12 protein-coding genes are annotated in these 13323 nt (G+C 46.1%); 6 read left to right on the top strand and 6 right to left on the bottom strand.

Translation table 11 applies throughout. The annotated features are described in order from the left end of the window. Window positions 1-2: 2 nt before the first annotated feature. From OCU90_RS23410 to OCU90_RS23400, 3 genes are all read right to left on the bottom strand, one after another. Entirely contained in the window at window positions 3-1466 is a 1464-nt protein-coding gene (locus tag OCU90_RS23410; protein ID WP_061020951.1) for a fructuronate reductase, read from the bottom strand. 96 nt (window positions 1467-1562) lie between these two features. Next, entirely contained in the window at window positions 1563-2870 is a 1308-nt protein-coding gene (locus OCU90_RS23405; protein WP_054542885.1) for a TRAP transporter large permease, read from the bottom strand. Window positions 2871-2885: 15 nt separating this feature from the next. After that, window positions 2886-3398: a TRAP transporter small permease gene (locus OCU90_RS23400; protein ID WP_048609952.1), complete on the bottom strand. Its 513-nt coding sequence runs from the start codon at window positions 3396-3398 to the stop codon at window positions 2886-2888. A 299-nt stretch (window positions 3399-3697) separates the two neighbouring features. On the opposite strand from OCU90_RS23400, the gene OCU90_RS23395 reads away from it, so the two are divergent. From OCU90_RS23395 to OCU90_RS23370, 6 genes are all read left to right on the top strand, one after another. After that, window positions 3698-4681, top strand: a complete 984-nt coding sequence (locus OCU90_RS23395; RefSeq protein ID WP_054542902.1) for a TRAP transporter substrate-binding protein — start codon at window positions 3698-3700, stop codon at window positions 4679-4681. Between the two features lie 107 nt (window positions 4682-4788). Beyond that, window positions 4789-5571, top strand: a complete 783-nt coding sequence (locus tag OCU90_RS23390; RefSeq protein WP_061020948.1) for an FCD domain-containing protein — start codon at window positions 4789-4791, stop codon at window positions 5569-5571. Between the two features lie 207 nt (window positions 5572-5778). Next, window positions 5779-6966 (top strand): mannonate dehydratase, encoded by a 1188-nt coding sequence (gene uxuA, locus OCU90_RS23385; protein WP_061020946.1) that lies wholly within the window; start codon window positions 5779-5781, stop codon window positions 6964-6966. Between the two features lie 207 nt (window positions 6967-7173). Next, window positions 7174-7692 (top strand): TetR/AcrR family transcriptional regulator, encoded by a 519-nt coding sequence (locus OCU90_RS23380; RefSeq protein ID WP_061020944.1) that lies wholly within the window; start codon window positions 7174-7176, stop codon window positions 7690-7692. Further along, window positions 7689-8744, top strand: coding sequence for an alcohol dehydrogenase family protein (locus OCU90_RS23375; RefSeq protein WP_061020942.1), 1056 nt, complete (start codon window positions 7689-7691; stop codon window positions 8742-8744). The genes OCU90_RS23380 and OCU90_RS23375 overlap by 4 nt, the downstream gene beginning before the upstream one ends. Before the next feature lie 234 nt (window positions 8745-8978). Next, complete coding sequence (locus tag OCU90_RS23370; protein ID WP_004732348.1) at window positions 8979-10073, top strand: HDOD domain-containing protein; 1095 nt, start codon at window positions 8979-8981, stop codon at window positions 10071-10073. Window positions 10074-10174: 101 nt separating this feature from the next. Here OCU90_RS23370 and OCU90_RS23365 read toward each other — a convergent pair whose 3' ends face one another. The 3 genes from OCU90_RS23365 to OCU90_RS23355 all read right to left on the bottom strand — a co-directional run bounded on the left by OCU90_RS23365 (window position 10175) and on the right by OCU90_RS23355 (window position 13256). Beyond that, window positions 10175-10573 (bottom strand): DUF1090 domain-containing protein, encoded by a 399-nt coding sequence (locus OCU90_RS23365; protein ID WP_017093318.1) that lies wholly within the window; start codon window positions 10571-10573, stop codon window positions 10175-10177. A gap of 153 nt (window positions 10574-10726) precedes the next feature. Beyond that, the gene (locus OCU90_RS23360) at window positions 10727-12235 is read right to left on the bottom strand and encodes an SgrR family transcriptional regulator (RefSeq protein ID WP_061020940.1); all 1509 of its coding nucleotides are present in this window, start codon (window positions 12233-12235) and stop codon (window positions 10727-10729) included. Between the two features lie 10 nt (window positions 12236-12245). Further along, window positions 12246-13256 (bottom strand): Gfo/Idh/MocA family protein, encoded by a 1011-nt coding sequence (locus OCU90_RS23355; protein WP_061020938.1) that lies wholly within the window; start codon window positions 13254-13256, stop codon window positions 12246-12248. Window positions 13257-13323: the final 67 nt, after the last annotated feature.

Raw genomic sequence — 13323 nt, 5'->3', positions numbered from 1 at the left:
CCTTATAACGCAGCCACGGTAGCAACGGCACCGTGTTCAATGAGTGATTGGTATGCTGAACTTACTGCATCGATGACTTGTGGGTTTTGGCCTAGCTCAGCAGGGAAAATCGCTTCAACAGCAAGCAATGCAGGAACCACAGAAACATTGAGTCCATGCTGGTCGCAGATTTGACGAAGTGTGTCTGCCATTGGATCGCGAACATCGATCTCATTACCTTGCTCATCAACGCCAGATACATAACGCATCCAGCCAGCGATGGCCGTTGCAAGCCATGAGAAGTCTGAGCCTTGCTCTAAATGGAATCGTAAGCTGCCACCCATACGCTGAGGGATCTTTTGGCTGCCATCCATCGCAATCTGCCACGTCTTATGTTTCAAACTTGGGTTCGTGAAGCGGTTGATAAGCAAGGTTGCGTAACCTTCCAAATCTGTCCCTTCAGGCATGGTTAACGAAGGTGCCTGTGATTTCATCATCATGTCAAAAGCGGCTTTACGGTAGCCTGCATCTGTCATGGTGTCGGAAATATGGTCGTAACCACCAAGGTATCCAAGGTAAGCAAGGAAAGAGTGACTGCCATTGAGCATGCGCAGTTTCATCTCTTCGTAAGGCACCACATCTTCGACGAACTCTGCGCCAGCGACATTCCAGTCTGGACGGCCTGCCACAAAGTTATCTTCAATCACCCATTGGCGGAAGGGTTCACAGGCGATACCACATGGGTCTTCACAACCAAGCAGTTCTGCAATTTCTGTCAGTGTCTCTTCGGTTGCTGCGGGTACGATGCGGTCAACCATGGTGCATGGGAAGGTGACATTGGTTTCAATCCAATCACGTAATTCTGGGTCGAGCAGTTGAACGAACTCAATGATCGCTGCTTTTGCTACATGACCGTTCTCTTGCACGTTATCGCAAGACATGACCGTGAATGGTGTTAAGCCACGTTCACGTCGAATTTTGAGGGCTTGGACAATGTAACCTAATGCTGATTTAGGTTCGCTTGGGTTAGCTAGGTCAGCGATGACTAATGGGTTATTTTTGTCGAGTTTACCTGTCGCTGGGTCAGCGCAGTAGCCTTTCTCTGTGATGGTCATAGAAACGATAGCCACTTGAGGCTCGGCCATTTTTTCTAATACGGATTCGATGCCATCTAGACTTGGGTGAAGAGATTCGGTTACTGAGCCGATCACTTTAACGTCTGTGGATTCAGCGCCTTTTTCAGCTACGGTGTAAAGGTGGTCTTGCGCGCGAAGTGATTCAATTAGGTCTTCGCCGCCGAATAGGTTTATCTCACAAATGCCCCAATCAGTGTTGGTTTTGCTGAGCATTTCATTGGTGAACAGCGCTTGGTGTGCTCGGTGAAATGCACCGAAGCCAAGGTGCACGATACGGCTTTGGAGTGCTGAACGGTCGTAGTCAGGTCGTAATACAGTGTTTGGCAGCGTAGAGTTAGCAACAGTCTTCATTATTCAGTTCCTTTTCCCGCCAGCGAACCAGCGGGATTTTATTATTTGATAAAGCGTTTGAGTGTTTAGCAGTCTTAGAATCTATCTGTGACCTAATTATGAACCGTAGCCCAGTACCAATTCAGGTAGGAACAAGCTCAGCTCAGGGATAAAAGTAACGGCCATTAGGGCTGCAATCAGTGCTGCATAGAATGGCAGCAAAGGTTTGATGACTTTGTCGATGGCAATGTTGGCAACCGAACAACCGATGAATAGAGCACTACCTACTGGCGGCGTACAGATACCGATAGCAAGGTTGAAGGTCATCATGATGCCGAAGTGCACAGGGTCGATGCCTAGGTCTAGCGCGATTGGTAGGAAGATTGGTGTGAAGATCAGTACCGCTGGTGTCATATCCATGAAGATACCCACAATCAGCAGAATCACGTTGATAATCAGTAGGATCATTAGCGGGTTATCAGAAACCGCCAGTAATGCATCAGCAATCATGTAAGGCACATCGGCGTTCGCCATTGCCCAAGACATCCCCATGGATGCGCCAACAAGTAATAGAACGATAGAAGTTGTTACTGCAGACTCAAGGATGATCTTTGGAATATCACGCCATTTTACTTCACGGTAGATAAGCACGGCTAAAACAAACGTGTATACCACGGCAATCGCAGAAGCTTCAGTTGCAGTAAAGATACCGCCAATGATGCCACCCATGATGATGCCGATCAGTGCCAGAGAAGGCGCTGCTTTTAGGAAAGTATCCCAAACCATTGATAGTGAAGGACGAGCTGCAACAGGGTAACCACGACGTTTTGCAATAATACCCGCCACAATCATGATACTTAGCCCCATGATGAGACCTGGGATATAGCCCGCTAAGAACAGCGCCGCGATTGAAGTACCACCAGAAACCAACGAGAAAACGATCAGCGTGTTACTTGGCGGAATCAATAGACCGGTAGGACACGATGTAATGTTTACCGCAGCAGAGAAGTTTTCGTCGTAGCCGTCTTTCTTTTGCAGAGGAGACATGGTGCCACCAACAGCAGCCGCCGATGCAACCGCTGAGCCTGAGATAGAACCAAACATCATGTTTGCCATCACGTTTACGTGTGCCAATGAACCCGGTAGACGACCACCCAACACTTTCGCGAAGTTGATCAAACGCAGCGCGATGCCGCCTTGGTTCATGATGTTGCCCGCCAAAATGAAGAACGGGATTGCCAATAGCGCAAAGTTATCAAGGCCTGCGGCCATACGTTGAGCTACTACAGCGATTGCAGGCTCAAGCGGTAAGCTCATTAAGATGGTTGCTAGTGACGATAAACCAATCGCAAAAGAGACCGGTACACCGATTGTAAGCAGTACAGCGAAACTACCGAATAATGTCAGTATTACTTGCCATTCCATTGTGAAATCCTTCTATCAATCAAGTTGTGAGTCGGTGATCAAATCGTCACCTGACATTAATTGTTTAACGCGTTCGTAGGTAAATACGACGGAGTAAAAAATCATCAAAGCGCCACTAATCGGTAAGCAGAAGTAGATGTAGCCCATTTCTAAACCTAGAGCGGGAGTCAGCTGTCCCATCGCAAGCGTTTTAGCAGCAAGTTGGCTTCCACCGTGCACCAGAACGATATAAGAGAAAGAAGCGATGGCTATTTGGATAACGATTTCGTTGATTAATTTGCGTTTGCCAGTCAGCTTCATCGTAAGCAGGTCGATGGCAAGGTGGCGTTTCAGCCCCGTAGTGTAAGCAGCACCAATTAAGGCTACCCACATAAAGAGATAACGCGCGAGCTCGTCGGTAACAGTACTTGGTTTGCCAATAACATAGCGGGATAAAACCTGCCATATCACACACAGCACTAAGAAAGACGATAGAGACACTGTAAAGGCGGCCAACCCTCTATTTATATAACTGACCAATTTATTCATGTTTATTTCCTTTCAACAAAATTGCGTATCTCATAACAATTGGTTTACCAATGTAAGAAATTGTTTCTATGTAGGGATGGTATGTTCAAAAATCTGGCTGAATCATAAGCTATTCATTTTTTGGTTGGCGTGAGCAACTTCACAAATGATTTTGGTTGACCAATTTATGGGTTTTTATTGTGATATTGGTCAATCAATTTTAATTTCAGCTTTGACGGTTCCTTTTTTGAGCCCCAATATGAGCCCATAACAAAAAACACCCTACATTTTGGATAACCAATCCACGGAGAATAAGAATGATGATGACGCGTAAAACTTTGATTAGTGCGGTTGTCGGTGCTGCTTTAACTTTTGGAGCAACAGCTTCTGCTTATGCAGCGACAACATTGAAACTGAGCCATAACCACCCTCGTGACCATGCAGTACATGAAGCGATGACGTTTATGGCGAAAGAAGTACGTGAATTGACTGATGGTGAGGTGCGTATTCGTATTTACCCTGATGCTCAATTGGGTACACAGCGTGAATCTATGGAGCTGATGCAGAACGGCGCTTTAGATATGGTGAAAAGTAATGCCGCTGAGCTAGAAGCTTTTTCTCCTGCTTATTCATCATTCAACATGCCTTACTTATTCCGCGATCAAGCGCACTACTACAGTGTGACTGATGGTGAAGTGGGCCGTGACATTCTTAACTCTTCTCGTGATAGCGGCTTTATTGGTGTGACGTATTACGACGCTGGTGCGCGTAGCTTCTATACCAATAAGCCAATTAACACACCAGAAGATCTGAAAGGTTTGAAAGTTCGTGTTCAACCAAGCCCATCAGCAATTGCGATGGTGAAAGCGTTAGGCGGTAACCCAACGCCACTAGCTTACGGTGAGTTGTACACAGCACTGCAGCAAGGTGTCGTAGATGCGGCTGAAAATAACATTCCTTCTTTCAGCTTGAGCCGTCACAGTGAAGTGTCTAAATACTTCAGCTTAGATGAGCATACGATGGTTCCGGATGTGTTGGTTATCTCAACCAAAGCATACGATAAACTGACTACAGAACAACAAGATGCGCTAATGAAGGCGGCAAGTGATTCATCTGAATTGATGAAAAAATTGTGGGCTGAATCGGAAGCAAAAGAGCGTGCTAAAGCCGAGAAAATGGGCGTTACTTTTGTGGAGCCAGACAAGGCTGCGTTCGCACTAGCGGTTCAACCTATGTACGACGCGCTAGATAAAGCGGACCCAGAATTGAGCGCATTGATTGACCGTATTCAGGCTGTTGAATAACGAGCAAATATAGAAAAAAGAGTAATACAAAAACAAGGTGTTACTGCATTTTAGGATATAGAGGTTGACCAATTATATTTGGTCATTATGATGGCGAGAGAAATACAATGGAAAGAAGTGACAATATCATCATGATGCCTTTCGAGCCGAAAAGACCTTATCAGGAGATAGGGTTAGTACTAAGAAAAGAACTGATTGAAGGCCTGTATAAGGTCGGAGATAGATTACCTCCAGAACGCGATATTGCTGATCGTCTAGATGTAAGCCGCACAGTGGTGCGTGAAGCGATCATCATGCTGGAGCTTGAAAACTTAGTTGAGGTGAAAAAAGGGTCGGGTGTTTATGTCCTGAACATTCCAACTCATTCTCGCGAGAATGTGGTCAGCGATGATGCTGGTCCATTCGAGATGCTGCAGGCCCGCCAATTACTGGAAAGTAATATCGCGGAGTTTGCGGCAACTCAGGTCACTCCGGGCGATATCATTAAGATGCGCTCTGCACTCGAACTCGAGCGCGAAGAGCTTGCAAGCGGCACCACCGATTGCAGCGGAGATGAAAGATTTCACATGTGTATTGCAGAGGCCACTCAAAACTCTGTTCTGGTAGATATGCTGAAACAATCCTGGGATCGACGCGAAAAGAGTCCAATGTGGAATAAACTCCACTCTCACATCAGTGGTCAAGATTACCGTGAAGAATGGTTAGATGATCACGCTCGTATCCTCGCCGCCTTACAGCGCAAAGATCCTGTCGCTGCTAAGAACGCAATGTGGCAACACCTTGAGAATGTTAAACAGCGTTTGTTAGCGCTGTCAGACATTGATGACCCAAACTTTGATGGCTACTTATTTAGTTCCAACCCAGTGGTGCTGCTTAGCACAGAAAGTTAGTTTTGAAAGCTAACGTTGAATTCAGCGACAAGGCTCCTCTTGAAAGTTGATTCATTCACTAGGTTGTAGATAGGTAATCGTCTTTAGACCGGCGTAGACCGGCGTATCTCGGGCAGCAATTGTCATTGCTGCCATTAAGAAGTCGTTATTGCATTTAGCTTGATTAATTCGAGCCGGCTAAGTGCGTCTTAAAGAAAGGTAAGTCTCATGGAACAAACGTGGCGTTGGTACGGCCCTAATGATCAAGTTTCGCTAGACGATATTCGTCAAGCGGGCGCAACTGGTATTGTGAATGCACTGCACCATATTCCAAATGGTGAAGTTTGGACAAAAGAAGAAATCCTTAAGCGTAAAGCCATTATCGAAGAGAAAGGTTTAACGTGGTCGGTAGTAGAAAGCGTGCCTGTGCACGAAGAGATCAAAACTCAAACTGGTAACTACCAGCTGTGGATTGATAACTATAAGCAAACTCTGTCTAACCTTGCTGAGTGTGGCATCGATACGGTTTGTTATAACTTCATGCCCGTGTTGGACTGGACGCGTACCGATTTAGAATTTGAAATGCCTGATGGCTCGCGCGCACTGCGCTTTGACCAAATCGCGTTTGCGGCATTTGAGCTGCATATCTTGAAGCGCCCAGGTGCAGAATCGGACTATTCAGAATCAGAGCAAGCGCAAGCGTTGGATTACTTCAACAACATGACGCCTGAGCAAATTCAGCAACTGACCAATAACATCATCGCTGGCCTGCCAGGCGCTGAAGAAGGTTACACACTAGAAGCGTTTCAAGCACAGCTAGATCGTTATGCGGGAATCGACAAAGATAAGCTACGTGAGCACATGTCTTACTTCCTCGCTGAGCTGATGCCTATCTGTGATGCGAATGGCTTGAAGATGGCGGTTCACCCAGACGATCCACCGCGTCCCATTCTAGGCTTGCCTCGTATCGTTTCAACGATCGAAGACATTGATTGGTTGACCGAGCATGTACCGAGCAAAATGAATGGCTTGACGATGTGTACGGGTTCATACGGTGTTCGTGGCGACAATGATCTGGTCAATATGATTAAAAAGCACGGTGACCGAATTTACTTTACGCACCTGCGCTCAACCAAGCGTGAAGAAAGCAACCCAATGACATTCCATGAAGCAGCGCACCTAGATGGTGATGTGGACATGTACAACGTTGTGATGGCTATCTTGGATGAAGAACACCGTCGTGCAGAAGTGGGTGACCATCGCTTAATTCCAATGCGTCCGGATCACGGCCATCAAATGTTAGATGACCTAAAGAAAACGACGAATCCAGGTTATTCAGCGATTGGTCGATTGAAAGGGTTAGCTGAAGTTCGCGGATTGGAAGTCGCACTCAAGCGTGCTTTTTACACTAAGTAACCATTCGAACATTAGCGACTAACGCTTACACATAAAAATCCTGCTCCTTGATAGAAGTGGGATTTTTTGTTTTATAGGACGACAAAAAGATCTCATTGACACGGGTAGAGTGATCGTTCTACTCTGTAGGTAGAGCAACCATTCTACCTGTTGTTATACCTATCACTGTTACTTACTACGATTGGTATTCAGTATTAAGAGAGCATTATGTTGAGAGAACAGATTGCAGCAAGCCTTGAAGTGGCGTTTAGCCAGCAAGGTTTTGCGGAACCGAGCGTTGCACAGCTGAAAACCGCGTGCAACGTGAGCCTGAGAACCTTGTATAAACACTTCCCTTCAAAAGAAGCGATGATCGTTGGGGCGTTAGAACATCGTCATCAGCGCTACTTGAGTCTGCTGTTGGAAGATTCCCCTCGCTCGGGCTACCAAGCGATTACTCATATCTTCAACAAGCTTCAACAGTGGATGGAAGAGTACGCGCCGCACGGTTGTTTATCGATGAACGCACTGGCTGCTTTTCCTGACAACGAACTGATTAACCAAGCCGTAATCGAGCATAAGAAAGAAGTTCAGGCGTTAATGGCTAAGCAAAGCCAAAGAGAAGACCTCGCTTCAGAGCTCTTTCTACTTCATGAAGGCGTATCAAGTGCGTGGCCAGTATTGGGCGAAGAAGCAGTGGCATCGGCACAGAATATGGTGACAAAATTACTCAAGGAAACAGTATGAATTTTGAAGTGCCAAAAACAATGAAAGGCGCAGAGATGCTAGGACACGGCGGGGCAGAAATGCTGGGTTACCGTGAAGATATCGCTGTTCCTCAAATTGAACCTAATGAAGTGCTGATCAAGGTGATGGCCGCAGGCGTGAACAACACCGACATCAACACACGAATTGGTTGGTATGCAAAAAGTGATGATTCAGACGATGCCAGTTGGTCTGGCGAAGCGTTGAAATTCCCTCGCATCCAAGGTGCTGATGTGTGCGGTTTTATCGTAGCCGTTGGTAACGAAGTCCCTGCTGATCGTATTGGTGAGCGTGTTCTGATTGAACCTTGTCTGACTGAAGTGTACGGGCGAGATCTACCACAGCCATGGTATTTCGGCTCTGAGTGCGATGGCGGTTTTGCTGAATACACCAAAGTAGCAGCTAAGCACGCTTACGCGGTGAACAGCACAATGTCGGATGTTGAGCTGGCGTCTTTCCCATGCTCTTACTCGACCGCAGAAAACATGCTGACTCGCTCGAATGTGATTGAGGGTGACCGCGTGCTTATCTCTGGTGCATCGGGCGGTGTGGGCTCTGCGGCTGTTCAGCTAGCAAAAGCTCGCGGCGCGTATGTGATTGCGATTACCAGCCCAAGCAAGAACCAACAGTTACTTGAACTTGGCGCTGATGAAGTGATTGCCCGTGATGCGGATTTGGTTAAAGCGTTAGGCGAAAGTAGCGTCAATGTGGTTATCGATTTGGTGGCAGGTGACAAGTGGCCTGAGTTCCTTGAAGTGCTGAAACCACACGGTCGTTATGCCGTATCTGGCGCAATTGGTGGCGCGATGGTTGAGCTTGATGTTCGCACTTTGTATCTCAAGGATCTCAGCTTTTTTGGTTGCACAGTTTTAGAACCACAGGTATTCCAGAATCTAGTCAACCGTATTGAGAAGCAGCAGATTGGCGCCATCGTCGCAGAGTCTTATCCGTTAGCCGATATTCATAAAGCGCAAGGTGAGTTCCTAAAGAAAAAACACGTTGGTAAGATCGTGTTGGAAGTCGCTCAGAGCTAACTTTAAACAGTGTCACGCATCTAATTTATGTAAGAGCGAGCCAGTGTCATGTGCTCGCTTTTTTGTTTCTGGTGAATACAGGAGGCCTAGTCTCGCAGGCTGTTGAGTAACCGGTCTTATACAGTTGAAAAGTTAATGATTCATTTAACACTGTGTGGTTTATTAATTAACTGTGCGATAATCACCGCCGTTATATATCCCTATCTATGTTGTATTCATCTAGGAGCCGTATTGATGTTTAAAAGGGTATTGCAGGCACTATTCTCGCCTTTTGTTGATTCAAAAAACAAACCCTCTGCAGAGCCTGTCCAAAAAGAGCAACAACAAACCGTTGCTACTGATTCTGTTCGGTCTTCAATCTTTGTTCCGCCTTCGTCAGCTCAACCATCATCATTAATCGTCGATAATACGCTTAGCCTTCACGATGGTGAGTTCCTTGATTATTTGTTTGGAGAGTCTCGCCTTCGAACGGAGTCAGACCCATTTAGTGATTTTGTTGCTTGTCAGATCGAACGTTTGATTCGCTCTCCAAAAGCTTTGCTTAATGAACTGCCAGTGATGCCAGCCTCTGTAACCACGTTAATGGCAGAATTACAGAGCGACGAGTTTGATGTTGACGCACTATTAACAGTGATTGAGCGCGAGCCGAGTATGGCTGCCGATGTGATTAAGTTGGCAAATAGCGCCTTTTACAAACGCAATGAAAAGCAGGTTACCGACCTAAAAACAGCATTCCTAAATATGGGTTCTCAAGGGCTTGTTGAAGGAGTTGTGAATAGTTACATGAAGAACTTCACGCCGGGCAACAATATTTACTGGCGTCACTTCGGTGAGAAAATTTGGAACCACAGTGTTCAGACCGCGTCTTTTTCTAAGGAGTTGATGAAAGACTCTTCATCTCAAGAAGATCAAGCGGCGGCATACTTTGTTGGGTTGATTCGCAACTTAGGCAAGATGATCATTTTCCAGATGATGGTAGAAGCCTTCAAGCATGTTGATCCTTCTGTTCCGCCTAACTCGTTAGCATTGAAGCGCCTGATGAACAGCTACTCTATTCGCCTGACTTACACCATTGCTAAGTTCTGGGAGCTGCCAGAATCAGTGTTGACCGCAATTGGCTACCAAGAGTCTAGCCGATACGAATGTACGCCACTTGGTCAAGCTGTGTTTGAAGCTAACTACTTGAGTGAGCTGTGCTATTTACTGGAAGAACAAACGATTGAAGTCGAGCAGTTTAAGCGCAGATGCAAAGAGACACTGATGTCTCCGGCGGCATACAAAGTGGCTAACCGGATTTATAAAGAGTCTGAATTGGCGCTAGTAGGATAATAACGGCTGGCGTTGGCTAGGTTGATTCTGAAGTCGTCATAAAGCGGTATTTTCTAAATGGTCTTACTAAGCAGTAAGACCATTTTTGTTTCAATTATCGATTAAGGGATCTTAGCCAGTTCTTGCTTTAATTTATCGATTTTACGCAGTTCTTTTTCGATCTTACCCTCATACTTTCGGATTTTATCCGCTCTATCGTCTCTTTTTGCTTCTTCTAGGTCAGCTTGGTATTCAGCTAAATCTTGTTCATTGGATTCAATCTTCTCACGGAGATCATCCTTCAAGCCTTCATTAGTGCAGTTCTCTTTCGCGGCTTTTAACGCCGTGGTTAATCGCTCCACTTTGTACTGATTATCGTACTGCTCCGCTTTCTTTATTTGATATTCGATCTCACAGAACTTCTTTTCACAACCAGTTAGTGCGTCGCATTGGGTGCTCGCCATGCTGTTAAAAGAGAATGCGCAAAGAAACAGTAATGAGCCTTTTAGGTGTCGAGTCATGGTTTACCTTCTTATTGGGTCTATTTAGTTTGTGCTTATATTTGTTGAGTTTCACTTCGAGAGTACATTAGCACTCCATTTCTTTGCTATTGGCAGGGGAGTGTTAAAGATAAGTCGCTGTGCCTAATGACTTATTTTTGAACATGGCTAGACTTACAAATGGCTAATCCACAGCTTGTCGAGCTCACACCAACCGAAACCATTTACTTGTGCGCCGTGTATCTTTTCAGAAACTTCCAAATTGAATGCCTCTTGTTTTAGCTCAACCACAACCCCAGAGTCATTCAACCAATGCTTGAGTTCCAACAGTGCATTCATCGCTAACTCAACGTTGGGCTGGTTTCTTATTGAAGCTAAGCCTTGTTCTACTGTTTTTGGCATCTCAGAGGGTAGAGCTAAATCCTCAAACGGGAAGCGAGTGAAAAAGCTTAACCACGAAGTGAAGGTGTCGTTCTCATCAATAATGCTACACAACACGACGTCTTTGGTAGTTAGGTAGTGGCCATATTCCACGTTGGTTTTGTGGTCGCCGGATACTGATAATTGATCGAAAAGGGTTTGGCATTCAGAGGTGTCTTCAACAGTGAATTCACGAACGGTTTTCGACAACATCGGGCTTTGAATCTTAAAGAAGGTTGAGCCCAAATCCGGTTTGGAAGCATGATTATCGCAACGCACAGTGATCGTTTTCTCGGGCAGTTTCACGCACACCTGATTTTGAGCGCAGGCTTTGCTCTGTGCCCATTCCGGGTAGACCCACAACTCGACTCGATTAAGAATCGGCGTGCTGTGTGAATACGCGCTATTGCGGCTCAATCTCAACATATTGCTTGAGAAGATGTCTAACGAGAACGCGCCAGAACCAATCAGCCTATCAGTCGGTGATGAGGGATCAAATACGGATGCTTCAGCTCTGGCAAGTAGGCGTGGTAAGTGCCAATCAGGTTGATTCAGTTTCACGACAACCACATTACCTGCCGCGATAGAGACCTCATCAATATGCTGATAACAGCGACGCCATATTTTGCTTTGGCAGAGCGAGTTAAGGTTGCGCGCTATGTCTTGAGGTTCGAGTGTTCTTCCGTTATGAAACTGAACACCATTACGAATCTGAAAGTGCCACTGTGTCGCATCTTGATTAGGCTGCCAATGATAAGCTAAATCGCCGCTGAGTTTGCCGTGCTGAACGGTGGTAAGGCGTTGGCAAACTTGCATCACTAGGAAGCGTTCGGTGCGTCTAAGTACTCGTTGAGGGTGAAGCGCTTCGAGTTCTCGGTGAAAGGGGATGTACGCGATATTCTGCGCCGACGGATTGGTATTGCTTAGAAAGACTTGCAACTCAGCGCCAGCATTGCGGCCATTGAAGCTCAAAGTGCTAAACACCTGTTCTATGTTGCCTGCGTCAGCTTGGGTTTGTGCGTATCGGTAACACGCCTCAATGGGCTCAACCAGACACGTCAGTTGTGCCTTCTTGCTGCGGCCTGAGCTAGCTTGCCACTCAATCCAACCTTGCGCTGTCATCGCTTTGAGTAAGGTCTGAACATGACGTTCACTTACGTGCAGCAGGGTGGCCAGTTGGTTGACCTGACAATGTGATACTCCAGGCCCAAAAGCCTGAAATATCTTTTCATACAATTCAAGCTTGCGCTTAAGGTTGCCCAATTTGCTTTTCCTAACGACGAGGTTGAGTTAAATGTGGATAGCCAGAGTCAATCAGTGCTTTTTCCATCGTGTCGAGAACTCGAGAGGTTATCTCTGAGCTTAGGATATTCGATTCAGTTTTGCCTTGAAGCACCAAATCTGAAAAATGGTCGATTTCAAATTCGAACCCATTGCCCGTCACTTGTTTGTTGATGGTCGACTTCTGCCCTTGATGTTCAATCTCAATAAAGGCCGGATTCCACCATTTTTCATGAATGGTGATCTTAGTATCAGGCCCACTCAAGTGCGCTGATCGGGGAAGGTTTTGCACTGTTGATGCCGATATCTTACCGTTCATATCACCAGAGAAGGTAAAGCACGCATCGGTATCCACATTTGCCCCCTCATAAAGACACGACATCTTTACCTGAGGTTTTGAAGGGTTCACACCCAGTGTTCGGCATAGATCGTAAAAGAACCAAAGTCCATAGACCCCAACATCGAGCGTTGATCCGCCTGACAAATCCGGATTGAAGATAAACAAATCGGGCTCATAGTCGTGATGGTTGCCAAAACTGGCTTCGATTGAATCTATCTGAATGTTGTTGTCGACCAAAAATGATTGAAGCTCACGATACGCGGGAAACACCACGGTTTTCATCGCTTCTAACAGCATCACGCCATTTTGTTTCGCGAGAGCTTTCATCTCAAGCCAGTCACCAAGGTTGGTGAAAGCCGGCTTCTCCACCAATACGTGCTTATTGTTCTTTAGAAACAGTTCTGCGAGTGGCTGATGGTATGGGTGAACGGTGGCGATGTAAACCGCTTCTACTGCTGGGTCATTCGCCATCTCTTCATAAGAGCCATAAGCCTTGTCGCAACCAAACTTGTTGGCGAATGAGGCTGCGCGTGAGTGATCTCTTGCGGCAACGGCATACAGCTCACCATGCAAACAGTGCTCTGTGACTGCAGTCGCGAATCGATTGGCGATATTGCCTAGACCTGCGATGCCCCATTTAATTTTGCGTTGCGTGTCGCTCATCAGTTGCTCCAAATCGTTGTTTTGTATCAGTGTACTCAGAGACGCCACATACAAATAGAGAACAGAT

The organism is Vibrio splendidus (assembly GCF_024347615.1).
Taxonomy (GTDB): domain Bacteria; phylum Pseudomonadota; class Gammaproteobacteria; order Enterobacterales; family Vibrionaceae; genus Vibrio; species Vibrio splendidus.
Note: the sequence above shows the minus strand (reverse complement) of the source record. Positions and strands in the feature narration are given on the sequence as shown.

Excerpts from the sequence above, each read along its gene's own strand:
- OCU90_RS23395 (WP_054542902.1), top strand. The coding sequence starts at position 3,698 with ATGATGACGCGTAAAACTTTGATTAGTGCGGTTGTCGGTGCTGCTTTA.
- OCU90_RS23355 (WP_061020938.1), bottom strand. The coding sequence starts at position 13,256 with ATGAGCGACACGCAACGCAAAATTAAATGGGGCATCGCAGGTCTAGGC.
- OCU90_RS23405 (WP_054542885.1), bottom strand. The coding sequence starts at position 2,870 with ATGGAATGGCAAGTAATACTGACATTATTCGGTAGTTTCGCTGTACTG.
- OCU90_RS23370 (WP_004732348.1), top strand. The coding sequence starts at position 8,979 with ATGTTTAAAAGGGTATTGCAGGCACTATTCTCGCCTTTTGTTGATTCA.
- OCU90_RS23390 (WP_061020948.1), top strand. The coding sequence starts at position 4,789 with ATGGAAAGAAGTGACAATATCATCATGATGCCTTTCGAGCCGAAAAGA.
- uxuA (WP_061020946.1), top strand. The coding sequence starts at position 5,779 with ATGGAACAAACGTGGCGTTGGTACGGCCCTAATGATCAAGTTTCGCTA.
- OCU90_RS23410 (WP_061020951.1), bottom strand. The coding sequence starts at position 1,466 with ATGAAGACTGTTGCTAACTCTACGCTGCCAAACACTGTATTACGACCT.
- OCU90_RS23400 (WP_048609952.1), bottom strand. The coding sequence starts at position 3,398 with ATGAATAAATTGGTCAGTTATATAAATAGAGGGTTGGCCGCCTTTACA.
- OCU90_RS23365 (WP_017093318.1), bottom strand. The coding sequence starts at position 10,573 with ATGACTCGACACCTAAAAGGCTCATTACTGTTTCTTTGCGCATTCTCT.
- OCU90_RS23380 (WP_061020944.1), top strand. The coding sequence starts at position 7,174 with ATGTTGAGAGAACAGATTGCAGCAAGCCTTGAAGTGGCGTTTAGCCAG.
- OCU90_RS23375 (WP_061020942.1), top strand. The coding sequence starts at position 7,689 with ATGAATTTTGAAGTGCCAAAAACAATGAAAGGCGCAGAGATGCTAGGA.